20 protein-coding genes and 1 pseudogene are annotated in these 24540 nt (G+C 43.7%); 5 read left to right on the top strand and 16 right to left on the bottom strand.

Annotated features, from left to right (window positions below; all coding sequences use genetic code 11):
• Positions 1-295 precede the first annotated feature (295 nt).
• The 9 genes and pseudogenes from AF333_RS25410 to AF333_RS25440 all read right to left on the bottom strand — a co-directional run bounded on the left by AF333_RS25410 (position 296) and on the right by AF333_RS25440 (position 8335).
• Positions 296-1351 (bottom strand): cytochrome c peroxidase, encoded by a 1056-nt coding sequence (locus tag AF333_RS25410; protein ID WP_043068192.1) that lies wholly within the window; start codon positions 1349-1351, stop codon positions 296-298.
• A 334-nt stretch (positions 1352-1685) separates the two neighbouring features.
• Positions 1686-2603 (bottom strand): DMT family transporter, encoded by a 918-nt coding sequence (locus AF333_RS25415; protein ID WP_052812351.1) that lies wholly within the window; start codon positions 2601-2603, stop codon positions 1686-1688.
• Between the two features lie 264 nt (positions 2604-2867).
• A complete protein-coding gene (locus AF333_RS25420; RefSeq protein WP_074714771.1) occupies positions 2868-3182 on the bottom strand; it encodes a ferredoxin family protein in 315 nt (104 codons plus the stop codon).
• A complete protein-coding gene (locus tag AF333_RS25425; RefSeq protein ID WP_043068194.1) occupies positions 3164-4459 on the bottom strand; it encodes an FAD-dependent oxidoreductase in 1296 nt (431 codons plus the stop codon). Before AF333_RS25425 ends, AF333_RS25420 begins: the two co-directional genes overlap by 19 nt.
• Complete coding sequence (locus AF333_RS25430; RefSeq protein WP_052812358.1) at positions 4452-5453, bottom strand: electron transfer flavoprotein subunit alpha/FixB family protein; 1002 nt, start codon at positions 5451-5453, stop codon at positions 4452-4454. The genes AF333_RS25425 and AF333_RS25430 overlap by 8 nt, the downstream gene beginning before the upstream one ends.
• Positions 5454-5645: 192 nt before the next feature.
• A pseudogene (locus AF333_RS36325) lies at positions 5646-5789 on the bottom strand (4Fe-4S dicluster domain-containing protein); the annotation flags it as partial.
• A 1-nt stretch (position 5790) separates the two neighbouring features.
• Positions 5791-6615 (bottom strand): electron transfer flavoprotein subunit beta/FixA family protein, encoded by an 825-nt coding sequence (locus AF333_RS25435; RefSeq protein WP_043068196.1) that lies wholly within the window; start codon positions 6613-6615, stop codon positions 5791-5793.
• A 410-nt stretch (positions 6616-7025) separates the two neighbouring features.
• Complete coding sequence (locus tag AF333_RS33975) at positions 7026-7202, bottom strand: hypothetical protein (RefSeq protein WP_158502519.1); 177 nt, start codon at positions 7200-7202, stop codon at positions 7026-7028.
• 332 nt (positions 7203-7534) lie between these two features.
• Positions 7535-8335, bottom strand: a complete 801-nt coding sequence (locus AF333_RS25440) for a DUF169 domain-containing protein (RefSeq protein ID WP_235355973.1) — start codon at positions 8333-8335, stop codon at positions 7535-7537.
• Between the two features lie 146 nt (positions 8336-8481).
• Here AF333_RS25440 and AF333_RS25445 point away from each other — a divergent pair, with 146 nt between their 5' ends.
• The 4 genes from AF333_RS25445 to AF333_RS25460 all read left to right on the top strand — a co-directional run bounded on the left by AF333_RS25445 (position 8482) and on the right by AF333_RS25460 (position 13933).
• Positions 8482-9795 carry a BaiN/RdsA family NAD(P)/FAD-dependent oxidoreductase gene (locus AF333_RS25445; RefSeq protein WP_043068197.1) on the top strand — a complete coding sequence of 438 codons (1314 nt, stop codon included), beginning with the start codon at positions 8482-8484 and terminating at the stop codon, positions 9793-9795.
• 4 nt (positions 9796-9799) lie between these two features.
• Complete coding sequence (locus tag AF333_RS25450; RefSeq protein WP_043068198.1) at positions 9800-11707, top strand: DUF294 nucleotidyltransferase-like domain-containing protein; 1908 nt, start codon at positions 9800-9802, stop codon at positions 11705-11707.
• 336 nt (positions 11708-12043) lie between these two features.
• Positions 12044-12400: a DUF485 domain-containing protein gene (locus AF333_RS25455; RefSeq protein WP_043068199.1), complete on the top strand. Its 357-nt coding sequence runs from the start codon at positions 12044-12046 to the stop codon at positions 12398-12400.
• A 3-nt stretch (positions 12401-12403) separates the two neighbouring features.
• Positions 12404-13933 carry a solute symporter family protein gene (locus tag AF333_RS25460; protein WP_043068200.1) on the top strand — a complete coding sequence of 510 codons (1530 nt, stop codon included), beginning with the start codon at positions 12404-12406 and terminating at the stop codon, positions 13931-13933.
• Positions 13934-14138: 205 nt separating this feature from the next.
• Here AF333_RS25460 and AF333_RS25465 read toward each other — a convergent pair whose 3' ends face one another.
• The 7 genes from AF333_RS25465 to trpB all read right to left on the bottom strand — a co-directional run bounded on the left by AF333_RS25465 (position 14139) and on the right by trpB (position 23356).
• Complete coding sequence (locus tag AF333_RS25465; RefSeq protein ID WP_043068201.1) at positions 14139-16385, bottom strand: septation ring formation regulator EzrA; 2247 nt, start codon at positions 16383-16385, stop codon at positions 14139-14141.
• A 100-nt stretch (positions 16386-16485) separates the two neighbouring features.
• Positions 16486-17112: a forespore capture DNA-binding protein RefZ gene (refZ, locus tag AF333_RS25470; RefSeq protein ID WP_043068202.1), complete on the bottom strand. Its 627-nt coding sequence runs from the start codon at positions 17110-17112 to the stop codon at positions 16486-16488.
• Positions 17113-17140: 28 nt separating this feature from the next.
• Entirely contained in the window at positions 17141-17803 is a 663-nt protein-coding gene (locus AF333_RS25475; protein WP_043068203.1) for a TVP38/TMEM64 family protein, read from the bottom strand.
• 117 nt (positions 17804-17920) lie between these two features.
• Positions 17921-18904 (bottom strand): MBL fold metallo-hydrolase, encoded by a 984-nt coding sequence (locus AF333_RS25480; RefSeq protein WP_043068204.1) that lies wholly within the window; start codon positions 18902-18904, stop codon positions 17921-17923.
• 95 nt (positions 18905-18999) lie between these two features.
• Entirely contained in the window at positions 19000-21297 is a 2298-nt protein-coding gene (locus AF333_RS25485) for a sensor domain-containing diguanylate cyclase (RefSeq protein ID WP_052812352.1), read from the bottom strand.
• Positions 21298-21399: 102 nt separating this feature from the next.
• Complete coding sequence (locus AF333_RS25490) at positions 21400-21987, bottom strand: histidine phosphatase family protein (protein WP_052812353.1); 588 nt, start codon at positions 21985-21987, stop codon at positions 21400-21402.
• Between the two features lie 175 nt (positions 21988-22162).
• A complete protein-coding gene (gene trpB / locus AF333_RS25495) occupies positions 22163-23356 on the bottom strand; it encodes a tryptophan synthase subunit beta (RefSeq protein WP_043068206.1) in 1194 nt (397 codons plus the stop codon).
• A 150-nt stretch (positions 23357-23506) separates the two neighbouring features.
• On the opposite strand from trpB, the gene AF333_RS25500 reads away from it, so the two are divergent.
• Positions 23507-24421 carry a DMT family transporter gene (locus tag AF333_RS25500; RefSeq protein WP_043068207.1) on the top strand — a complete coding sequence of 305 codons (915 nt, stop codon included), beginning with the start codon at positions 23507-23509 and terminating at the stop codon, positions 24419-24421.
• The last annotated feature ends 119 nt before the right edge of the window (positions 24422-24540 follow it).

The raw sequence follows: 24540 nt of genomic DNA on the forward strand, positions 1-24540 counted from the left end.
AAGGAAATGGAGAGGAGATTCAATATGAACCCCGTAAAAAGGAAACGATTTTTTCAGAAAGCATGGTTCTGGATTCTTCTATTTATTATTGCATTCTGGCTTATTGTCCGTGAGATGTCTCAGCCAACAATGTAGTCAGAAACATAGGTTCTCATTACAATTATCCTACAGATAAGAAGCAGCCCGTTGCTTTATAGCGGGCTGCTTCTGTTTTTAAACATAATTACCAATTTTTCATGGAGTTAATCGCGCAGTATTTTAATTCTATATTCTTGCTTATTAGCGTGCATATTTACTACGGAAGCTTTGGCGATTCCACAACCGGCACCTCACCGCTTAACGCTTCCAAAAAGGCGACCAATGCATCCATTTCCTGATCATTCAAGTTAATGGATTGCATTAACGGATCTTTATTCGGATGAGCACCGCCACCTTTGTTGTAATACTCGATGACCTCACGCAATGTCTTCATGCTACCATCGTGCATATATGGGGCAGTATGCGCAATGCCCCGTAAAGCCGGCGTTCTGAACTTCCCTTTATCCGCTTCCTGTTTTGTCACGCCGTAGCGACCATCATCTCCTTCTATTCCAATGTTATGGAAATTTTGATCTGAAAGCGTCGGCCCTGCATGACACGACATACAATTTGCTTTCCCGGCAAACAGCTTCATCCCTTCAATCTGTTGCTCAGTCAATGCCCCCTTATCGCCCTTTAGAAAACGATCAAATTTTGTATCGTTAATCACAATTGTTCTCTCAAATGTCGCAAGCGCCTTTGCAATGTTATTTGCATTGATCTCATCATTGAAAACCGTTTTGAATTCATCTACATAAGCAGGAACAGCTTTTAGCTCTTTCACTAATACATCAAGATTTTGATTCATTTCTGCCTGTGATTGAATCGGACCTAATGCTTGTTCTTCAAGACTGGCAGCGCGTCCATCCCAGAAGTTAGACGTATAATAACCAGCATTGATAATTGTTGGGCTATTCCGTGTTCCTTTAAATCCTTCAAAACCTACAAATGTAGGCAAATTATCTCCAAAACCTGCACCTGGAACATGGCATGACATACAGCTTGATTTATTATTGCCGGACAATCTCGTATCGAAGTATAGTTTTTTGCCTAATTCCACTTTATTGTCACTCATCGGATTATCTGCTGGAACTGGCATTTCATCCAGCGGTTGGAACTTTGCCAACAAAGCCTGCAGTTCTGCATCTTCTTTAGAAGCTTGCTCGACTTTGGTAGTCGCTTCCCCGGCAGCATTATTGACAGAGGCATTATTGCAACCCGCTAATAATACAGTTACCAAGGCTCCTATTCCTATAGCTTTTAGCTTCTTCATTACCTCATCCCCTTAACAATCGTTATGAAAATGCATTGCTTCCATTTTTTCTATTATTTGTATCACCTTGTATTAATTATATATTTAAAGCAGTTACAATAAGTTCATCTACTTTGAATATATTGTGAAACATTTCACAATATATCATATACACTATTTTAAATATAAAAAAGTCGTTCATTTCTATATGCATCTGATTTGATAAATCGACAAATTTTTATGGTGGGAGGGAAGAGAAAGACACGCTGGCCTTTCTTCTGCCGGAGCGCATGGCGCATCCAACCTCTTCTTTTTTCCGAATCTTCTCCTTCCAACCACACTCCCCTGTCAAGTATCAACTGTAATTTGTATCAAATTTCTTTTTCTTACCCTTTATTTCGTTCACTCCTAATGAAATAAGAATAAGCAAAAGTGCAGTACTATCATTCCATTTCAAATCTTCATTTAAAAATACTGTTCCAAGTATTACACCAAAAAGAGGAACAAGATAATTAGTTAAAGAAGCGAATGTGGCTCCAGTACGATTAATCAAAATATAATACAGCATATAAACGATTCCGGCTTGCACCGTTCCTAATACGATGACAGCAATGGTTTGTTGCAAGGTCAATCTTATTGTCCATGGAGCATCAAACATGAGAGAAAGGGGGATGAGAATGACCGTAGCGATAAATAGCACATTACGCATAGCTAAGACAGACGAGATTGGTGGTAGTCGTTTAATCAAGATAAGTGAAGCTGCAAAGCTGAGTGCTGCCCCCAAAATTGCTACATCTCCAAGCAAATTATTCTGCAAACTGGCTGACGTATACTCGGGACCCACAAGAATACTAAGTCCGATAAAACCAATGATGATGCTGCACAGATTTTTTATATTTAGTTTTTCATCGGGAACAAAGAATCTTACGAGAATGATAGTGAAGATCGGGGTTGTTCCTATTAAAATCGCTGAAATGCTGCTATTAATACTTTGCTGTCCCAAACCGATTAAAAAGAAAGGACTGACAGCTTCAAGTAATGCAATCCAAAAATAAGATAACCAAATTTTTTTATATCCTTCTCTTCTCTCTTTCTTTTCTCTTCTAGAACTAAACATTTGTATTATAACTAAAGTTACTGTACCGAGTAATGCTTTACTTGCAGCCAAGGTGACAGGGGGAATTGTATGTACCACCCATTCAACAAAGAAAAATTGCGAGCCCCAGATCAGACCGATTATTAGCAACAATACATAATTAATCAAGTTCATCATGCCATCCTTCCTTTCAAAAACTTCTTATATTAACCATATTTCAGATCACCGAATAGGTACAATCTAATTTTAAACGGATTGTACCGGTACAATTTATAAAGTACAACCTTCATAAATAGAACCTATACTACCATCTGACTCAACAATCAAGGAAAAGAAAAAAGAGGGCTTTTACCCCCTCTTTAACGGTCATACAAGTAATTATATTGATTGAATTTTAGTCAAATTTTTCAATCGAAATAGAAATGTTCCGACTCACTTTCCCTACGCCAACCTGAACACGATCCCGTGTCCGCCCTTTGGATACTCCCACTTAATGTTCTGATACGGGCAACCGATCCGACAGCTTCCACACTCATGACAGCCCTCGTAGCCAACCGCCATCCGCTTCCCTTCCCACTTGTATACCTCTGCCGGACAGAACACAGTACACAGCTTATCCGGACAGCTTGTCGCACAAACATCATTGTCAAGCACATGCAAATGGGATTGAGTATCCGCCCTGAATCGAACCAAATACTGCTTCTCTTCAATGGTATTCGTACGTGGTACGAGACTCATTATTTCATCACCTTCCATGCGCGATAAATGTCTTGAACCATGCCCAGCTTACTTTTACCTTCCGTTAAGCTTTTAAAGATTTTCTTCTGTTTTTCCCGTTTTGGCACACCATCCACCGTAAAAAACTGACTCGCCGCTTGATTAATCATCGGAATATACTCTTTAAAATACTGCGGATACGATTCAAACGTATGAGCAGCGTCTTTGTATTTCTTTAAATCCTGGCCGACAAAGCTCTCAAGTAGCCGGATACGATACGTATCAAGCATGTTTGCAGAGAAATCATTCGCTTCTTTTGCGAGTATAATCGTTTCGGCTGCCAGGCGACCGGACGTCATCGCCATGTTACTGCCTTCACGATGAATGCTATTGACCATCTGACCTGCATCACCTACGACTACGACCCCGTTACCGACGATTTTCGGCATGGAATGGAATCCGCCTTCCGGAATGAGATGCGCCGCATATTCCATAGACTCACCCCCGCGGATTAACGGGCGTACAATCGGGTGGCTCTTCAAATAATCAAGAAGGTCGTACGGCCGAAGCCTAAGTTTAATCATTCCCGATAATGTCGTCCCGACACCGATATTAATGCTTGTTTTATTTGTATAAATAAATCCGGTACCGAGAGCTCCTTTAGTCGCATCACCGAAAATTTCGATTGTTGTGCCCTGATTCGGTTCTAAATTGAAACGGTCTTCAATTTTCTCCGCTGGAAGATTGATAACCTCCATGACAGCGAGAGCCACTTCATCTGGTTTGAACTCTTTATGAAAGCCGAGCGATTTGGCAAGCAACGAGTTCACTCCATCTGCTAGTACGACGACATCAGCGTAGACATCACCATCCGGCCGATCTGTACGCACGCCAACCACCCTGTCATCTTCGACAATACATTCAGTAACAACGGTTTCGTTAATTAGGAGCGCTCCGGCTTCTACCGCTTTACTGGCATACCACTGATCGAATTTGGCACGCAGCACCGTAAAATTATTGTACGGCTCTTTTGCCCATTCCAATCCTTTATAGCCGCTTGTAAATACCGAATCTTCGCCCAGCATCCAGAAACGCTGCTCCACTACAGGGCGTTCAACTGGGGCTTCCTTATAAAACTCCGGGATCATCTCCTCCATCTGATGACGGTACAATACTCCACCCATTACGTTCTTGGACCCGGGATATTCTCCTCTTTCAATCAGCAGTACGTCCAAACCAGCTTTCGCCATAGTATATGCGGCTGATGTGCCCGCAGGACCTGCACCGACCACAATTGCATCAAATTTTTCAGACATGAACTGCTTCACCACCTTGTGTGACTTTTTTGAACGCTTCAACGAGCTTAGGTACCACTTCAAAAGCGTCACCAACAATGCTGTAGGTGGCAACACTGTGAATCGGCGCATCCGGGTCTTTATTGATCGCGATAATAAATTCGGAATTCTGCATACCGACGATATGCTGTACTGCGCCAGAAATGCCGATGGCAAAATAAATCTTCGGTGTTACTGTCACACCTGTCTGGCCAATCTGATAGTGATGGTCGATCCAGCCTGCCTCCACCGCATCACGACTTGCACCTACACTTGCGCCCAGCACTTCAGCCAGATCGTAACAAATCTGAAATCCTTTCGCATCTCCCAGCCCTTTGCCACCGGCGACGATAATATGAGCTTCATCCAGCTTAATCTTACTTCCAGTCTCTCGTACGATTTCCAGCACTTTTGTCTGCAAATCGTTCTCATGTATACCGAGCGGCTCATGAATCAACGTTCCCTGACGACCCGGCTGTGGCTCCAACGCTTTCATTACTTTCGAACGAACCGTCGCCATCTGCGGACGATGATTTTTACAAAGGATCGTAGCCATAATATTGCCCCCAAACGCAGGACGGCTTGCTTCAAGCAAACGTTTTTCAGGATCCACGTCCAGCATCGTACAATCCGCAGTCAAACCCGTTGCAAGATCTGTGGCTACTGCACTCGCCAGATCTTTACCATTGGTAGTTGCACCATACAGAATGATTTCTGGCTTGTATTTATTACACAAATCGACAGTTCCCTTCATGTACGTCTCGGAACGATAGTTTTCCAATACTGGATCATCAATCATATAAACAAGATCAGCACCGTATTCAAAACATGTTTGGGATAGTGGCTCAATTTGGTATCCAAGCATAAATCCAGCAAGCGACACATTCAGTTTATCGGCAAGGCGGCGACCCGCTCCCAACAACTCAAGCGATACACCTGCAATCTTGCCGTCCGTCTGGTCAATGAATACCCACACCCCTTCGTGCTCAGCAAATGCGCCTGTACGAGCGCCCGGTTTCGGCTTTGCTTCAGTCTTCGCTGCAACCGCCTCATTCGAAACGATAGCTGGCGTTTTCTTTTCTTCTTTCTTGGGTTCTGAAGCGGCTGGCGCAGGTGGTGGAGCTGCTTTTGCTTTCGTCGGATTCGGCAAGCTAATCGCCTCCGTCGGACAAACCGGGATGCAATCTTGGCATTCTTCGCATTTCGCTGTGTCTACCTCACACTTGTCAGGCCCAAGGAACAGTGCACTGACGGGACAAGTATCCACACATGTGCCGCAGGAAATACAGGCGGCGGAAATTGTAACAGCCATGTTATTTGCCTCCCTGTACAAGTAATTCGCGCTTTTCCTTCAGCAAGACGTCGACAAGCTGATTCACCTGTTCATCCATCGTACCTGTAAGACGTTTTCCTCCCTCCGGCTTCGGAGGACTGAACATCTTGCCCACAATAGTAGGTGATCCCTTTAGACCGAGCTGGCTGCGGTCCACGTCCTCCAAGTCGTTAACTGTCCAGACGATGGGCTGATAGCGGGCAGCGCGGATCATGTTAGGGAGCGGTGAATAGGGAACTTCATTAATCTCCTTCTCCACCGTTAGTAAACAGGGCAGTGGAGAAGTCAGTACTTCATAGCCGTCTTCAAGTTTACGGTGCACAATAATCTTTTGGTTTGCTTCATCCACTTCCTCAACTTTCTTCACACCTGTAAGAGGCGGAATTTTCATGCGACGTGCAATGCCGGGACCCACTTGTCCGGTATCTCCGTCAATGGCCATTTTTCCACAAATGACAAGATCAATCGGCTCTTCTTTCATAATGCGGTTAATTGCTCGTGACAACGCATAGCTGGTCGCTAGCGTATCCGCACCGGCAAATGCACGGTCAGAGATTAAGTAACCAGTATCGGCACCAATCTCTACACATTTTTTGATCGCGGCTACGGCCTGCGGTGGTCCCATAGATAGTATTGATACTTTACCGCCGTACCGGGCACGCAGGCGTACTGCTTCTTCAACTGCATGTGTATCGTACGGATTTAGAATAGCCGGTACACCACGCCTGTCGAGCGTGTTAGTCTTTGGATCGATTTTGATGATTTTTGTATCCGGTACTTGCTTAACGCAAACCAGAATGTGCATAAAAAAGCCTCCTTGTGCAAAATAAGTGTATTGTGAAAAAAATTACATACACAAGATAAGCATGGTGAATAAACTTGGAAGAATGAAAAAGAGTCTGAAAGTAAGCCGAGGTGTATCTTAGAAGAAATAAAAGACGGAATGTTCTGATTTCAAATACTATAATAATAGTATTTATGGTGAATTTGATGGGAATATGTATCCGCGAAGTTTGTTTCATTTTGTTACGTGCTTGTATACTTATATTCGTCATTCGTCAAGGGATTCCTGCTTTCTTTTTAGAAAAACAACAAATGAGGTAGTATCCCATATAAATAAAGCTAGCTGCGTTCTATAAAAGGGGCAACAAGTCAAATAAAAAGGGCTACCTGAAGAGGCGGCCCTTCGTACTCCTAATTTCTCAAGTGGCAATTCTACTTTACACCGGCATACTCATCAAGCGCCCAATAAATTTTTTTGATTTCATCGGTGCGTTCTTTTGACGAAAGGCTGGCATCAAATGTAATCTGTCGAATTAATTCAAGGACAAAATGTTGCATGTTGCCATTTTTTTGTTCATTTTCAGACAACAATTTCAAGTATCTTTCCATGGGTGACTCCCTCCCATAACACTAATAATACATAAAAATGCTTCTTTATCCCGCCTTAACGAGCAGTAATACCCCCATCTCAAGACGTAGAGAAAACGAAGACGTTTAGGTAGGGGATAAACTACCCTTAAAGGTCCGACAAGTTCAACTATCACATAGCGAGAGATGAGGAACCTCCCTCACTGCGTGAAGTTTCACTTTATATTATACCATTGTTCAGAAAGAAAGTGGGAGGGATTTCCTGTCATACTGAAAAACCCACAATATGGTTGTATCAGTTCATACAAAAAACCGAATGAATGATTTCATCCGGTTTTTGTGCTTATCTTTTCTTATTCTTTCCACATATCATTTAACTTCTCATACGTGGCAGGATATTTGGCTTGATATTGTAAAAAGCTTGGAATTGGATATCTTACTCCGCCTTTATGTGTACCAGTAAAACCTGCCATTACATCATCCGCCATACGGTACGGGAAAGAAAAAGCCATTTCATGATCATATGTCTGACCGAACACTCGGTCACCATAGCACGGTAAAATAACTTGTGGGCTATCCATCTGTATTGTACGAATGATAATATCTGCGCAATCCGCTCTGGCCGAAAATTCCGAAGAAATAGAGCCTCCTGTTTTAAACAATGCTGCAGCAACCATACGCATAACCTGAGCTGAATTGCCGTATACGACTACCACATCTGGCTCGAATGTCGCACGACTTAGCGGACTGACAACAATCGTACCGCTCTCCTCTTTACTAAACCTTGGTACCTCTGCTTCTGTTAGCTGCGCACAGGCTAGCGTCTCCGCATACATACCATGCGCCAGATTCCCCTCCGTATAGAACGAAACCGGCTCTTCAAAGTGGAAAGCCGCTTTCGCGATTGGACAGGATAAGTCTTCTCCCCCCATTGCAATAGCCCAACCATAGCGACGTGACATCGTGATTCCCTGACAAATGCTTATTTGCACTTGCAGATCACGTACAGGGCGTTTCGCTTTAGTTGGTGCCTCCTCTCCTGGACGTAATACCCGGATTGCCAATGGAAATGTATCGGGCCTCACATGCTTTTCAATTTCGCGATTCAGCAGCGCAAGCTTATCAACAAGCGGCATTTGTTTTGTCTCACTCATATTTCCCATCCTCTCTTGTATAAGTTTGAATATTTATTATATTCTTCCTACTATTTCTTTTTCCTTTTTACACTTCAACTTTTTTACGTTTAAGTTGCAATCTTTGGAGCTGCCTGTCAAAAATAGTAGAGAAGGATGGTGGTTTCATGTCAAAATGGGATGTTATCGTTATCGGCGGAGGACCTGCGGGCTTGATGGCTTGTGTAGCTGCCGCTACGAACGGTGCCAAAGTAATGTTAATTGACAAAGGAAATAAACTGGGTCGAAAGCTGATGATTTCTGGTGGCGGGCGTTGCAACGTTACAAATGCCAAACCGCTGGAAGAACTTATAAAGAATATTCCAGGTAACGGGAAGTTTCTTTTCAGTGCGCTTCACAGTTTCGGCAACCGTGAAATTATCGATTTTTTCACCGGGCTTGGCATTGCATTAAAAGAAGAGGATCGAGGGCGCATGTTTCCCGCCAGCGACAAAGCGAAAACGGTGGTGGACGCACTACTTAATGAAGTGAGACGCCTTGGTGTCCTCATTCGTGTGAACGAGCCTGTCAAACAATTGTTATACAATGAAACCGATGTGGAAGGTGTCGAGCTTTTGTCCGGCGAAATCATTCATTGTCGGCACATTATCATTGCAACAGGAGGCTGCTCCGTACCGACTACCGGTTCTACTGGCGATGCTTATCCGTGGGCGCGTGACGCCGGACATACTGTAACCGAGCTGTTTCCCACCGCAGTGCCTCTTAACGCAAATAATGACTATATTAAAGAGGCGAAGCTGCAGGGCCTATCATTAAGGGATATTTCTCTTTCCTTGTGGAATCCGAAAGGTAAAAAAGTATGCACCGAAGAAGGGGATATGCTGTTTACACATTTCGGTATTTCCGGCCCCGTCGTTCTACGTGTTAGCCATTACGTATCGGTAACACAGCGCAAATTCGGTCCTGTACCTCTCCTGCTTACCGTCGATGTACTGCCCGATAAAACGACGGATGACATCGATCGCGAAACGCAAGATATGATGAAGAAAGAACCTAGGAAAGCGGTTAAAAATGTCTTACGCACGTATATACCGGAGAGGTTACTCCATCTTATCCTGGAGATGGCCGATATAGAAGAAAACACGACGTATGCCCATATTTCACGCACCAAGTGGCGGGAAATGGCACAGCTTATGAAACAGTTTCCTGTAACGGTAACCGGTACGCTCCCGCTCGAGCAAGCAACAGTGACAGGAGGTGGTATTACAGTCAAAGAAGTAGACCCGAAAAGCATGCAATCCAAAGTAAAACGCGGTCTTTTTTTCGCCGGGGAAGTACTTGATGTACATGCACACACGGGGGGCTATAACATCACCGTCGCTTTTACAACCGGTCATGCTGCCGGCTCGGCCGCTGCCAGACAGGCCCTTGGAATAGAAGAGAACTTTATTCCACTAAAACAAAAAAACAAGGGGCGATAAAGGTATGCAGGAAAGAGTAAAAGAAATGCTTCAGCAAAATGAATTGTTTCGCGCGCTACCGGAGGAGGTTATCAAGGAAATCCTGACGACCTCTACCGTGACTACCTATCCAAAGCACCATTTCGTTATCCACGAGCGCGAACAGGAAAATCATTTATTTTTCTTGCTGGAAGGCATGGCTAAGAGTATCATTTTGACAGATGAAGGCGAAGAAATCACGGTACGCTTTTATCATCCTGGGGAATTGGCCGGATTGATTAATACCCTGGCAGAGGATACCTCCCGTTTTTCTGTACAAACGATGGAAGACTCCTGCTTTCTGATTATCAAAAAATCATTGTTTAACCGATTGGTTCATGACTATGCGCCCTTTGCCGAACAATTGACTCATGATATCAGCAAGCGTCTGCAACATATGTATCGTACGCTTGCTCTGGAATCCTCCGCATATCATCATGGATTCGAGACCTATCCATACCGCAAAAAAGTGGGCGAATTAATGGAAACGGCTATCATCTCGCTTCCTCCCGGTGCATTAGCAGTCGAGGCAGCCTCTACTATGCTGCGTGAGCAAGTCAGTTCTGTGCTGATTATGGAAGATGATACATTATGTGGGATCGTAACGGAACGCGATTTGATCGCCCTCCTACCTAAATACGAGATAATCGCTTCTCTTGCCGTTGACAGTATTATGAGTCAAGATGTTATTACCGTACCGGAGAGCGCGTATTTTTATGAGGCCATGCTGGCAATGATGAAGCACCAGGTAAAGCATTTGCCCGTGCTTTCGCATGGAAAGGTGACAGGCATCGTAACACTCAAAAAGCTAACAGACTTCCGTAGCCATTCCGTTCTCGGCATAGTAGAGGATATGGACGCAGCAAGTACAATCGAGCAATTGGCTGAGCAACATAAAAAAGTGATCGCATTTATTGACAGGATGACGAGCGAGGGTGCAGCAGCACATGAAATCTGCTCTATTATTACTGAGTTCAATGATCGGATTTTACGCCGGATTATTGAGCTATCCGAACGTGCGATGATTGCCGAAGGTAGAGGCGCTCCCCCTACGGATTACTGCTGGATTACGATGGGCAGCGAAGGGCGGAAGGAGCAAACATTAAGTACGGATCAAGATAATGGCATTATCTACCCGGATATTGACGATGAAGCACACCATGCTGAAGTCGATGATTATTTTGCTACATTAGCGGAAAAGATTGTCGCCGGGCTCGAGGCATGCGGGTTCCCACGCTGCAAAGGAAATGTAATGGCAACCAACTCAAAATGGCGAAAGTCACTTTCTGATTGGAAACGTATGGTCAATGCTTGGTTTTCCCATATGCAGGGGGAAGAAATCCGTATGTTTACAATTTTTCTCGACTTTCGTCCTGTTTATGGACAAACGGAACTGGCACACGAGCTAAGACGCTATTTCTTGACGCGAAAAAAAGAGTTTCCGTTTATCTACAATTTGCTGGCGGAAGATGACGCTGCATGCAGCGTTCCGCTCGGCATGTTTGGCCGCATCATTTATGATAAGAAAATTAAGGATGGAATTGACATCAAAGGCGGGGCACTTGTCCACTTCGTTAATGCGATGCGCGTGCTGTCCATCTTCGAAGGCATAGAAGCAGTCTCAACGCTTGAACGCCTTGAACAGCTTGCAGAACGACGTGTGTTTACCCGGGAAGAAGAAGACGAAATCAAAGATTCATTCAACACCTTGCTTCATTTCCGGATTTGCGAACATATGAAGCAGGTCAAGCAAAAACGACCTCTCTCCAACGAGCTTCATGTGGCCAATCTGCCAAAAGAGGAGCAATTGCGACTAAAGAAAGCTCTTTATACAGCCAAATGGCTTCAGCAAAAATTAATTCGCCAATTCCAGGTACAAGGCATACGCATCTAATCTTTATCTTTCTTATGTCGACAAAAATGTCCAAACATAGCCACACTTTTAGACGGTATGTTTCTGTTGCTCTTATAGATGCAATAGTAAAAACATATCGTTTTTTTATGTTCGTAAATGAAAAAATCGAAGAGGCACCAATCACTTTCATGTCGAAAAAAGTCGAATAAATACAGTTTTCAAATTTTTATAAATATTTTAATATTAAAAAAGGGTTGTGAACACGCTTTCAGGAAGCGAACAACTTTAGCAATCATTCATATCAAGGAGGTGGCTGAGTCTTATCAACTAGACATAAACAAAAAAATATAAAATAACGATTGGAGTGAACCTAGAATGGCAAACCTTGCACAGAACAAGCCTTCTGGTACTGGAGGAAATCGGGGACAAAGCATTGATTATACGGCCATTGCGCGCAGTCAAAAATTCAAGACATTAATGCAGAGAAAGAGAAGCTTTATTGTTCCCATGTGCATCTTTTTCCTCATTTTCTATTATACACTACCAATTTTAACTTCCTACAGCAACGTATTGAACACACCGGCAATCGGCGCGATTACATGGGCTTGGATATATGCTTTCGGCCAATTCATTATGACTTGGGCATTATGCATGATTTATTCCCGTAAGGCGGCTTCCTTTGATCAGATGTCTGATGAAATCATTGAAGAGCATCAAAAAGGAGGCGCATAAGTTATGGCATTTACTTTCTTTATTCTTATCGTAGCAGCAACCCTTGTTATTACGTACTACGCTTCTAAGAAAACGAATACAACAAGTGAGTTCTATACAGCAGGCGGAGGCCTGACGGGTTGGCAGAATGGACTGGCAATCGCCGGCGATTACATGTCTGCAGCCTCTTTCCTTGGTATAGCAGGAGCTATTGCCCTTACCGGATTTGATGGCTTCTTCTTCAGTATCGGTTACCTGGTAGCATATCTCGTCGTATTGTATATTGTGGCTGAGCCACTGCGTAACCTCGGTAAATACACGATGGCCGACATGATTGCAGCTCGATTCAATAACGCTAAGGTTCGCGGCGTAGCAGCACTTAGCACGATTACAATTTCCATTTTTTATATGATTGCCCAACTTGTGGGAGCAGGTGCTCTCATTAAACTTCTGCTTGGGCTGGATTATACCACTTCTGTGCTAATCGTTGGTACGCTTATGACCGTATATGTTATTTTCGGTGGTATGACGGCGACCAGTTGGGTTCAGATCGTTAAAGCAGTGCTATTAATGGTAGGTACTTTTATCATCTCTGTTATGGTCTTCGCAAAGTTTAACTTCAGCTTTACTGAAATGTTCAATCACATGAAGACCGCTACACCGCTAGGTGATACATTCTTAAATCCAGGAGTTAAATACAAGGATGGGTTAGATACGATTTCTATTAATGTCGCCCTTGTGCTCGGCACGGCCGGTCTACCGCATATCCTTATCCGTTTCTTCACGGTAAAAGATGCGCAAACAGCTCGTAAATCGGTTGTATATGCAACATGGCTGATTGGTATTTTCTACATTATGACCATTTTCCTCGGCTTTGGTGCAGCCGCTTTTGTAGGTAATGACACAATTGTGGAAGCGAACAAAGCTGGCAATATGGCCGCGCCGTTGTTGGCACAAGTACTGGGCGGTGACTTGCTGATGGCATTCGTTGCGGCAGTGGCTTTCGCCACGATTCTAGCAGTAGTAGCCGGTCTTGTACTAGCTGCTGCTTCCGCATTCGCACATGATTTCTACAGCCATATTATCCGTAAAGGTAAAGCGACTGAGAAAGAACAAATGCTAGCAGCACGCTACGCTTCTATTGGGGTAGCTGTCATTTCTGTTATTCTAGCATTGTTCGCACAAAAAATGAATGTTGCATTCCTTGTATCACTCGCCTTTTGTGTAGCAGCCAGCGCCAACCTACCAGTTATTATCTACACGATTTTCTGGCGCCGCTTCAATACAGCAGGTGCTATTACCGGCATGCTGGTCGGCCTCTTTACAGCGCTTATTCTTGTGGTGGTAAGCCCGAATGTGCTAGATCCTACGCCAGGCAAAGCCATTCTTACCGGTACACCACTTATTAGCTTGACGAATCCGGCTCTCATCTCGGTACCGGTTGGTTTCCTCTCTGCTTATCTAGGCGCTCTTCTTTTCGGACGTCCGGAAACCGATGCGAAGTTTGACGAAGTTCTTGTAAAAGCAAATACGGGCATTCGCGACTCTGCATAACTGTAATTTGCGAGGCATTCAAAGCATTGTATAAAAAATTTTTTTCGCTTAGATGTTTAAAATCAAAACGGACAGGGAAATATATTAATGAACCTACTCCCCTTTGAAATTGCAACTGACTCTCACACCTCTACTCCCTTATTTGGACACATCGAATTTGATGTGTCCCTTTTTTTGCCCATAAAAAAGAGAGGGCATCCCCTCTCTATTCTTGTTCAATCGCATATTTTTCTTGCGCCAAACGGAAAGCTTGATCGGCTGCTTCATGCGCTTCCTGGTACTCACCATTACGAAACAATTCTTCTGCCGTCTGTAACAGATTGGCAATTTCTCTATCATAGCGACGGAAACGGTTTGTACGCTGGATTTTGTCCTCTGTAAGCCGGATATCACGAATCATCTCCGCTCCATCCTCAAGTAAAGTCGATACTTGCTCTTTCGCTTCTTTTAATAAATGATCGACTTTCTGCATGTTTAACGGAACTTCCTTCAACGCTTCTTCTACCGTACTGACGGCGTGACGGCATAGCTCTATATTACTTGTAATGGCATAAGGCATCTTCGGTAAATGCAGACGTTTTAATTGCTGTTCAACACGGGCAAGACTGCTGCGTAAATCATGCACATCTTCATGAGCTGCCCGTTCTCCCCGACGAAAATCCTTTAACTCTTTCATGACGAATTCACGTCGTTCCATCATTTGTGTAACGCGCTCCGTTACCTGGGTTAGCGTTTCACCGTGCCGCTCATACTCTTCCTTCAGGCCATCCCCATGAATCTGTTCGAGTGTATTTTCGATATCAGCAGCAACCTCCGGAATCTGCTGGTAGTAATGAAATGCTTCACCATCTTCTACTTGATAACGCTGAGACAAATCGCTCAGTTCATTAGAAAGATAGTCCTGATCCTGCTTCAACACATTAAGGTAATACGGAAGCTCGGTTGCATACTGCCGATACTGATGCCTGTTCGTCACAATCTCTTCCATGGTCTGATACATCGCTTCGACATCTTCTCGAATCTCAAGAATCAGATTCTCCACTTCCACCACTTTTCCTTCTTCGAACATCATAGGCAGTTTCTCCACTTTGCCCCGAATTTTCACAAGACGGGCCGTGAAAAACTCCTCTCCGTTCGTATACCCCCCGTCCACCATTTCTTTAGCATCTTCATCCAGCTGACGAATTTCTTGATCCAATTCCTTTACAATAGTCTGACGTACAAGCGGCACTTTCTGCAACTGTTCCATCAGGTTCTGCTGTCCATCCACTAATGATTGCAGGCGTTCGCGTGCTTCTTCGAAGTCACCCTTCTCTTCTGCCTGCTTTATGGCGTGTAATTCCCTATCGAATTGATTTATTCGCTCTTTCAACGCATGGAATGATACACCGTATTGAATGCGAAGCTCGTCCAGCCTACGCTCATTCTTCTGATGCAGTTGAGCCGTTTCTTCTTTAAGAGAAGCAACATCTTTCAACGTTTCACGGAGCTTGTCCAGCCGGATATGTAAATTGCGGTATTCTTCTTCGATGCGGAATAGTTTTTCTTTAGCCTCCTGAATAATTTCCCGCCCCCGTTTAAAGCGGAATTTCATTAAATTTTCTTCCGCATCAACCAGAATAAGCTCCACATCAGCAATCGCATCTTTCTTTAAATCATCAAGCGAAGTGAGAATCGCTAAGTATTTTTCCTTAACCCGTCCTGGCTCTTTCTTCCATGAAGAATCAATTTCAAAAGCGTTGAGCTGATCGGTTATCTTAATGCGCCACTCGTCTGCTTCATCAACCTCTTTCAGAACGCGGCCACGCTTCGTATATGCCCATGCTGCTCCTCCCAGAGCCGCAGCAATGACTACCAACCCAACAAGTAGCCAAACAGGCCAGGAGGTTACATTATTCGTTACTGCTGAGGCAGGTGCCGCTCCCGCCAAAACCACTTGGTTGCTATTTCCTTGCTTTTGGCTTTGTGCATTTAATTCGTCATTTACAGCCCCTACAAATGACATCACGCCAGTCATCAAGGTTCCCTGATTAGCATACGGCTCGAAAAAATATTCCATCTTGCGTTGTAAAACTTCTTGTGTAATGCCATTGTTATGGAAATACTTCCCGCTTAGAATGACCATGTTCTTCTCTTCTACAGAGAGAACAATCACCATCGTCTCATCTTCAATTTTGAATTTACTCTTTACTTCTTGTGCATACTGTTCAAGCGTTTGTGGCTTAGTTTTCGCAACTACTATAAGCTTGTACTTTTGCTTCATACCAGAAGTCAAGTTCGTAAACTCTTTCTCTTCATCATTTTTAATAATATTGTCAACATCTGTTACAGATTTATTTAAAGAGGCCGGCAGCGAAGCCGCCAAGGCATAATAAGGACTTGCCAGAACGGCAAGCATCATCGTACATACTATAAAAAAACGGGATGCCCGTTGTCTTCTGATATATATCATCGTGCCGTACTCCTTTAGGAAAAGTCAACCTACCTTATTATAATAATTATGTATCCAATAAGGAAGTTCCTGCTTTCAAGTATGTTTTCTAAATAAAAACTTAGCGAAGAGTGTTGATCGGTGTCAGCATCTGCCGTAAAAAGTCAGATGTATAGCATACCATCTGTTCTACAAACCTTTCATCGAGCGGTTCTAGGTAGAATACTTCACGAATAATCTGCGGATATGAATACGGAAAGCTGATAATAGCCAGCAACTGAATGACGATTCCGTTCACCTCTAGGGCAGGAAATTCTCCTTCTGTAATTCCTTCTTCAATAATCGCAGCAAAATAATGCTTAAGACGGGCCAGATACGTACTCATAATTTCCCGTCCTAGCATAGATTCCACTGATAATTCCCGCTGAATCAGCCTGGTCACCCGATAGGATTCACACTGGAAGCGAACCATGTTCTCCGCCATGCTATGTAGTAGTTCAGATAAGGATTCCCACTCACTATCATAGCGACAGGCATCCAGTCTGTGAAACATACCTTCATAGTAATCTACCATTACCCACTCAAGCAGACCTTTTTTATTTTTGAAATAATAGGAAATCAGCGCCACGTTCACTCCTGCTTTGCATGCGATTTGCCGTACCGTCGTACCGTCGAATCCCTGAGAATCAAATAACTCGACTGCAGCCCCGACAATCTTTTGTTTCGTTAGCTTCGGTGAACGTTTCATGGCCTGTCCCCCCCAAAAAAACCTTGCTTTATGAGAGCAAGGTTGAGTTTTTCTTCTTCTTTACATAATTGATTCCTAGCATAAACAGACAAAGACCGAGCGCAATAAGAAGAAGCTTACCTTTATGCTGCTCCCAGTGGATTAAATAATGGCCGAGAACAGATTCAAATAAAACAGCAGGACCTTTGCCAAGCATAGTGGCAAACAAAAACGCCTGAAATGGAACCTTGGAAATGCCAGCGGCCGTATTAATTGCACTTGAAGGAAAAATCGGTATCCAGCGAGCAAATAGGATAACAATGAATCCTTTTGTCTCGGCATGCCGATTTAAATTTTTCACAAATGAATGATGTCCCATCTTCTTCTCTGCCCAATCTCTTCCTACGTATCGAGCAAGGAAAAAGTTTGCCAGCGCTGCCAACACCGCGCCAGTCCAACTGATTGCAAATCCAAGCCAGAGACCAAAGGCAATAACATTCGCCCCCGCCAAAAGTACAAAAGGTACAATCGGAAAAAATGTTTGCACCACAATAGCTACGATGGAAATAAGAAAGGCAATCCACCCGTAAGATTGAATATGTGCAGCAATTTGCTCTAGGTTTCCTGTACGGATTAAATGGCCAAACTCAGTCTGTATGACCAGATAAACCATTACAATTAGGAAAAGGGCAGAAACCAATAAACGTTTCAATCTACTGCCTCCCTATTCTAATGCACAATATCTTTTTTATTATACCACTAAAAGCATAAAAAAACCTCTCTTTCCTTGAGAGGTTTTGCCACAAAAAACAAATCATACCCTTACTGCTTATATTTGTCGATAACGATATATGTTCTCTTCCTCTATCCATATGGATTTTACTTGGCCACGCTCTTCCAGCAAGTCCAGGTGTCCCAGCGTTTCGGAAAAAGTTAGCGGCAGTTCCTTAAGGTAAATGGAAGGAAAAAGCTCCGTTGAAAGCTCAAATACCGTTTTTCCTTTACCTTCCAGCAAACCATATATTTTTTCTGCCCGTTCATCGTGGCGCCGTAAACGGTGTGCGATAAGTTCAGCAGGATTTTCTATACTCTCCCCATGCGCCGAGAGCATGCGACGAATTGGCATCTTTGCTATCTCGTCCATCGCCTGGCGATACACTAACAGTGGCTTTGCCCGCTTCAATCCCGGGCGTGCCGGCGGTTCTACAAATGCGTTAGAAGAAATCTCTTTAATTAGAAAATCTCCGGATAGCATAACCCCGTCTCGCTCCCTAAACAAAGCGAGGTGATTCTGTGTATGTCCAGGAGTAAATACGCTTACCCACTCTTCATTTCCTTCCAGTACCTCTCCGCCTTTTATTGTCTTATGGATTGGTGCTGGTTCACTGTATACTTCCATCATCCCCCTGAAGCGCTCTACATACCCTAGCAATTTTTCTGGCACGCCATTCTCCCCATATAATGTACGGAAGAAATGATCATGATATTGCATAAACTCTGCGTCTAGCGTTATATAAGGTACAGCATCAGGATGGGCAATGACCTTGGCATCGGTACGTTCCACTACTTCAGCCGTTAAGCCGACATGATCCACATGTTGATGGGTAAGAAATATACGATCAATATTATGCCAGACCAGACCATTTTCCTTAATAAATTTTTCCACTAATTCAAACGCTTCTTTTGTCTTCGGACCTACATCTACAAGTGTACAGGTTTCTCCTTTTAGTAAAAAAATATTAATCGGGCCTACGCTAAACGGTGTAGGAATACGCAATTGTCGTACTTCTGTGCTGTTATTATTATTTTTCATATATACCTCCTATTTTTATGACTGAATGTTCATTCATGAAATAGAGAGAAAGAAAGCTTCATACAATGAAGCTCTTTCTGAATTCATTCACTTGATTAAGCTAATTCCGCCATCCGAACCTGATTGCGTCCGGCACGCTTTGCCTGATACAATGCTTCATCAGCTCGCTGAAACAATTGCTCTACACTCAAAAGTCCGTCTTCTTTTGTCCAAGTAGCTACACCGCTTGAAATCGTAACTGTAGGGTGTGTTTTACGCATCACATTCAACCGTAGACGTTCTGCTACCTGCTGCGCAATATCCGGCTGTACCTTTGGCAGATATACGGCCATCTCCTCCCCACCCCAGCGAGCGGCAATATCCGAAGTGCGAATAGATACCGTCAATTCATTTGCTACTTGAAGAAGAATTTCATCTCCAATATGGTGTCCATACGTATCATTAACGTTCTTAAAATGATCTACGTCGATTAAAATAAGCGAGCCACAAACATCCCGTTTCTGAGATTGACGAATGTTATCATACAAATACTTACGGTTGTATAATCCGGTAAGATTATCGGTAACCACCATTCGCTCTACCTCAGCATGCAATGAAGCATTTGTAACGGCTACCTTTACATGACGTGCCAACATTTCCAATCGCTTAAAATCATCAAACGTATAACGATGCGGTTTGGAATCAAGCAGCATAATAGCTCCGTTCACTTCTTCTTTTTCCAACAATGGCACTGCCATTAATGATTTGTATGAAAAAGAAGGAACACCCATCTCCGCATCCGCTCCATCTGTCAGCAAAATCGATTCTTTTCTAACAAATAAGTCATACAACTTTCCGGAAGTCGGTACCGGCAATGCCAACTCTTTTATTTCTTTTTGTGTAGAAGCACGCATCATAAAAGCGCGCTCCTCGTCCGACCAGGAAAAAATACAACAGTGTTCTGTACGAAATGATTCGGTTAACTTACGCGTAATAAATGCCAATAGGTCATGAAGCTTAATATTTTTATTTAACTGACGTGTCATCTCATCAATCAGTAACAGCTCTTTAATCAAACGGTTCGATTGCTCGTATAGCTGCGCATTCTCAAAGGCGTTCCCTGCAGTATCAGCCAGCATCGTAATATATTCCACCTCGCGGGATGGCAGAGAAATCGGCTTATCACTGTACAATTCGAGTACACCGTATACCCCTTGCTTGCCACGGAGCGGCGCAGCCAGGGTGAGGCTGCGCTCACCATCTGAAGGAATGATAACCGTTCTTGCTTCCATAAATGCCTGGGCACTTACGCTATTTCCGTCAATTGAATAGGAAAACTGCTTGACTGGCAGTGTTGTGGAAAACGAGTCGTGCGATAGCCACAAATCAACATGCATATACGGGTAAAGCTTCCTTGTATTCTCAATGACTGCTTGCAGCACATTATCTACATTTATAGAGGAGTGAAACTTCTTCGTAATTTCAAATAACATCGCTTGCTTCTGTTCATCACGCTGGGCGCGCATATAGACTGTAGAATTATGAACAGCCAAGCTTAAATCTTTGGTGAAGCGGCATACAAACTTTCGCTCTTGAGGTGTAAACGGATGCTCAGTGTCACGCATCAATACCAAGAATCCGATGATTTTTCCATTGTATCGAAACGGGGCGATTAACCATCGCTCGGCAAAAGTAGTTTCGTTCCCTAACAGTTCCTGAATATTCGTATTGCCATTGTGGAGGAGCCTTCGCTTGGCGGAAAAACGCGCCACAATGTTTTCATATACCTTCTTTGGATTATGCAGAACTTTTGTCTGCCATTGCAATAGCTTCTGTTCGCTCGAGGACCAGCGCGGAAGCATAACGCTCTGCTCCTCGTCGAACACAACTGCGACACAATCACTTAAAGTAAGATTAAGCGCGATACGTTGTACAATGGTCTGCATTACGTTATCCAGATGAAGGTCCTGGTTTACCGCCCTAACGCAGTAAGCGATTTCCTTTGCAATCGACTGTTCCTGCATCAGGCAAAATACGTTTACAAATCCCTGCAGGAAGGCGGAAACCTGCTTCTTATCGACTGAAAACGGAAGAACCACTCCTATGAAGCCCGGAAACCAGGTATCTCCTAGAATAGGAAGATGCATAACTCTGCTGGTCATATCGTTCTGGCTATGTTCGTCCATTTCCTGTAAGGGGTAGAAAGGCTTTATTTCGAATTCCGGAGCGCCGACTTTTTCAAAAGCCAGTACATTCCCCGCTTTATCCGAGATAAATATCCAGCCTTTGTCCAATAAAAAGGATGGAGAAGAAACGAACCGGAAGCTTTTTCGAAATACATTTACAATCTGGGCCGAATAAAAATCGGCTAAAAAAGTTTCTTTCCGGTCCTGGTTAATCATGCGCTTTTTCACAATCCCCGCCTTCTTTCTCTACTATACCGCTCTTTTTTATATACATCAGCTTTCACATAGTGATGTTGCTAGTCGGTTCAGACTCCTTACTGTATTACTTGGTCAAGCGTCATCCAGATGTGTTCCATCGTTTACATCATGAACCACCCATGTTTCCTTCTGATATTGAACATGGCTTAACGACGTATTGACCAGTTTTGTTTTACCGGTGCCATGCAGTCCATTGCTCATATGATGTAACATGGCATTAATCAATCCGCCATGACTAACTACAAGAACATGCTCGGCGCTGCTCTCTCGGATAATGTTGGTTAAACAAGCAATACCGCGTTGCTGCATGTCAGAATATGTTTCTATATTATATTTACTCTCCGTATCCGTCCACGGATCGAAGTCGGGATATTGCTCGTGGATGATCCGAAAGTCCTTTCCCTCCCAATCGCCGTAATAGCGCTCCCTAAGTTCAACATGCTGGCAAATCTGAAGGCCAAGCACGTCAGCTACTGCAGATGCGGTATGAAAAGCGCGCTGCAAGTCGCTAGAACAAATCTGTGTAATCGGAGTTTCCTTCAAACGCGCGGCCAATCGTTTCGCTTGTTCTCTCCCGCGTATATTCAGTGGAATATCACTATGTCCCTGAATTAAACGCTGTGCATTCCAATCAGTCTCCCCATGGCGAACAAGATACACATGTTTTATAGTGTTAATAGAATATTCCAGCCTTTCTTACATTGTTTTATTACCTATAATTATACGAAATATCAAACAATGTTTCACGCATTATTTCTATACATTTCCATTTTGTAATACAAAAGGCTCTACCATCAAAAAAAGCCTGAAACCAAGTGTTCAGGCCTTGTCTTTCTTACTTCGTATTATGCATTATATCAAATACTTGCTGTACATCCTTATCACCGCGACCAGACAAGTTTACGATAATGGACTGTTCAGCAGGCAAAGAAGGGGCAATTTTTATAGCATATGCTACCGCATGTGAGCTCTCGATTGCTGGAATAATCCCTTCTGTCTGCGACAGCGTATGAAACGCCTCTAAGGCTTCTTCATCACTTATCGTCACATACTCAGCACGGCCGATTGCTTTGTAATAGCTATGCTCTGGTCCAACGCCCGGATAATCTAATCCGGCGGCAACTGAGTGCGTAGATGCTGGCTCCCCGTCCTCGCCTTTCATCATATAGCATTTGAAACCATGAATAATACCCGGTTCTCCTGCCGTGAGCGGTGCAGCGTGCTGCCCTGTCAAAAGACCTTTTCCCCCCGGCTCTACGCCGACGATACGTACTTCTTTATCGTCGAAGAACGGTGCGAACAGACCGATAGCATTACTGCCGCCACCAACGCAGGCGACGATATAATCCGGCAGCCGGTTCTCTTTCTCTATATGCTGGGCGCGGGCTTCCCGTCCGATAATGGATTGGAAATGGCGTACAATGGTCGGATACGGATGAGGACCGACCGCCGAGCCCAACAGATAAAACGTATTCTCGTAATTTTGTGCATAATCCATAAGCGCTGCATCGACCGCCTCTTTAAGCGTACGCGCACCGTCCTTTACCGCTACAACTTTTGCACCAAGCAACTCCATCCTGAATACATTTAAGGCTTGACGACGGGTGTCTTCTTCACCCATATAGATAACACATTCCATGCCGAACATGGCACATGCAGTTGCCGTGGCGACCCCATGCTGTCCTGCTCCCGTCTCAGCGATTACACGCTTGACACCCATTCGCTTCGCCAACAGAACCTGTCCCATTACATTATTGATCTTATGAGCTCCTGTATGATTCAAATCCTCGCGCTTTAGATACACTTTCGCTCCACCGAGCTTCTCGGTCAACCGCTGTGCAAAATAAAGGGGATTGGGGCGCCCCACATATTCCTTCAAATAGTATTCCAGTTCTTCGTTGAATTCCGGCTCTTCTTTATACTGTTCAAATGCCTGTTCCAAATAATCAAGCGCAGCCTGTAGTGGTTCCGGCACGAAGCTTCCGCCGAATTCCCCAAAGTACCCTTTTTGCATATCTACTTTACTCATCTTCTCTAACTCCTCTCAACTTTGCTTTGTGTTGAACAGTTCTTCCCGTACTTTGCTTGATATTGTACTATAACTATGTTCCCTTTTCACCCATTTCTTTGTATTTTTAAAATTGTTCATTTTATTTTTTGAAAGAAGGCGTATACAGTATTGAATACAGAAAAATTTTTTACTCATCGGGCAGGCATCATCGCGGTTGCGGTAGTTGTCTGTTTTTTGTGGGGAAGCGCATTTCCTTTTATTAAGCTAAGCTATGGACTGCTGGATATTCGGCCAGAAGAGGTATATGAGCAAATACTCTTCGCTGGCTACCGGTTCTTTCTTGCTTCATTAATGTTAGCTGCTTTTTTGGCCATAAAAGAACGGCGTATCGCATTTACTAAAGGCTCATTACCTGCGCTGCTTCAGGTTGGCTTTTTTCAAACAACGCTGCAATATGTCTTGTTTTATATTGGCTTAAGCTATAGCACAGGTATTCAAGGGTCCATCATCACCGGTTCGGGCACATTTTTTTCCATTATTCTCGCTCATTATATGTACAGTAATGATCGGATGAGTAAACGACGCTTAGTAGGACTTTTGCTTGGCTTTGCAGGTGTAATACTGGCAAGTAGCACAAAGGGAGCTTTGCGCTTCTCCTTCGGACTTGGAGAACTGGCGTTGCTTATTTCTGCTTTCTCCAATTCATTGGGAGGAATCCTTGCCAAAAATCGCGCGTCTACCATGGGTACTGTCTATCTTACTTCCTATCAGATGATGCTTGGCTCCATCGTCCTTTTAGTGCTTGGTGCAAGTGGAGCAGGCTGGAAACCGTTTCATTTTACCGGGCTTTCGCTCCTGTATCTCATCTACCTTGCATTTCTCTCAGCTGCCGGATTCGCGCTGTGGAATACGTTGTTAAAGTACAATAAGGTCGGTAAGGTATCCATGTACTTCTTCCTTGTACCGGTATTTGGTGTACTACTATCTGCTATGATGCTGCATGAAACACTCCATGGCATCGTATTTGCCGCACTTCTGTTTGTAGTTATCGGAATTATCGTTGTGAACCAGGAAAAAAGTTGACTTTTATCTCCAAACAGATATAATATTGTTTATGTGCTTTACAAAGGGTAGCAATGATTTTAGGTAAAAACGTCTGGTCATGTCATTAGCTTCCTCCCTTAAGGGCTGCGGCTGTTTGT

It is taken from the genome of Aneurinibacillus migulanus (assembly GCF_001274715.1).
Lineage (GTDB): Bacteria > Bacillota > Bacilli > Aneurinibacillales > Aneurinibacillaceae > Aneurinibacillus > Aneurinibacillus migulanus.

Coding starts and splice junctions, on each gene's coding strand:
- AF333_RS25435 (WP_043068196.1), bottom strand. CDS start 6,615: ATGCACATTCTGGTTTGCGTTAAGCAAGTACCGGATACAAAAATCATC.
- AF333_RS25480 (WP_043068204.1), bottom strand. CDS start 18,904: ATGAAAAATAATAATAACAGCACAGAAGTACGACAATTGCGTATTCCT.
- AF333_RS33975 (WP_158502519.1), bottom strand. CDS start 7,202: ATGGAAAGATACTTGAAATTGTTGTCTGAAAATGAACAAAAAAATGGC.
- trpB (WP_043068206.1), bottom strand. CDS start 23,356: ATGAGTAAAGTAGATATGCAAAAAGGGTACTTTGGGGAATTCGGCGGA.
- AF333_RS25420 (WP_074714771.1), bottom strand. CDS start 3,182: ATGGAAGGTGATGAAATAATGAGTCTCGTACCACGTACGAATACCATT.
- AF333_RS25455 (WP_043068199.1), top strand. CDS start 12,044: ATGGCAAACCTTGCACAGAACAAGCCTTCTGGTACTGGAGGAAATCGG.
- refZ (WP_043068202.1), bottom strand. CDS start 17,112: ATGAAACGTTCACCGAAGCTAACGAAACAAAAGATTGTCGGGGCTGCA.
- AF333_RS25440 (WP_235355973.1), bottom strand. CDS start 8,335: ATGAGTGAGACAAAACAAATGCCGCTTGTTGATAAGCTTGCGCTGCTG.
- AF333_RS25465 (WP_043068201.1), bottom strand. CDS start 16,385: ATGATATATATCAGAAGACAACGGGCATCCCGTTTTTTTATAGTATGT.
- AF333_RS25425 (WP_043068194.1), bottom strand. CDS start 4,459: ATGTCTGAAAAATTTGATGCAATTGTGGTCGGTGCAGGTCCTGCGGGC.
- AF333_RS25450 (WP_043068198.1), top strand. CDS start 9,800: ATGCAGGAAAGAGTAAAAGAAATGCTTCAGCAAAATGAATTGTTTCGC.
- AF333_RS25460 (WP_043068200.1), top strand. CDS start 12,404: ATGGCATTTACTTTCTTTATTCTTATCGTAGCAGCAACCCTTGTTATT.
- AF333_RS25415 (WP_052812351.1), bottom strand. CDS start 2,603: ATGATGAACTTGATTAATTATGTATTGTTGCTAATAATCGGTCTGATC.
- AF333_RS25410 (WP_043068192.1), bottom strand. CDS start 1,351: ATGAAGAAGCTAAAAGCTATAGGAATAGGAGCCTTGGTAACTGTATTA.
- AF333_RS25445 (WP_043068197.1), top strand. CDS start 8,482: ATGTCAAAATGGGATGTTATCGTTATCGGCGGAGGACCTGCGGGCTTG.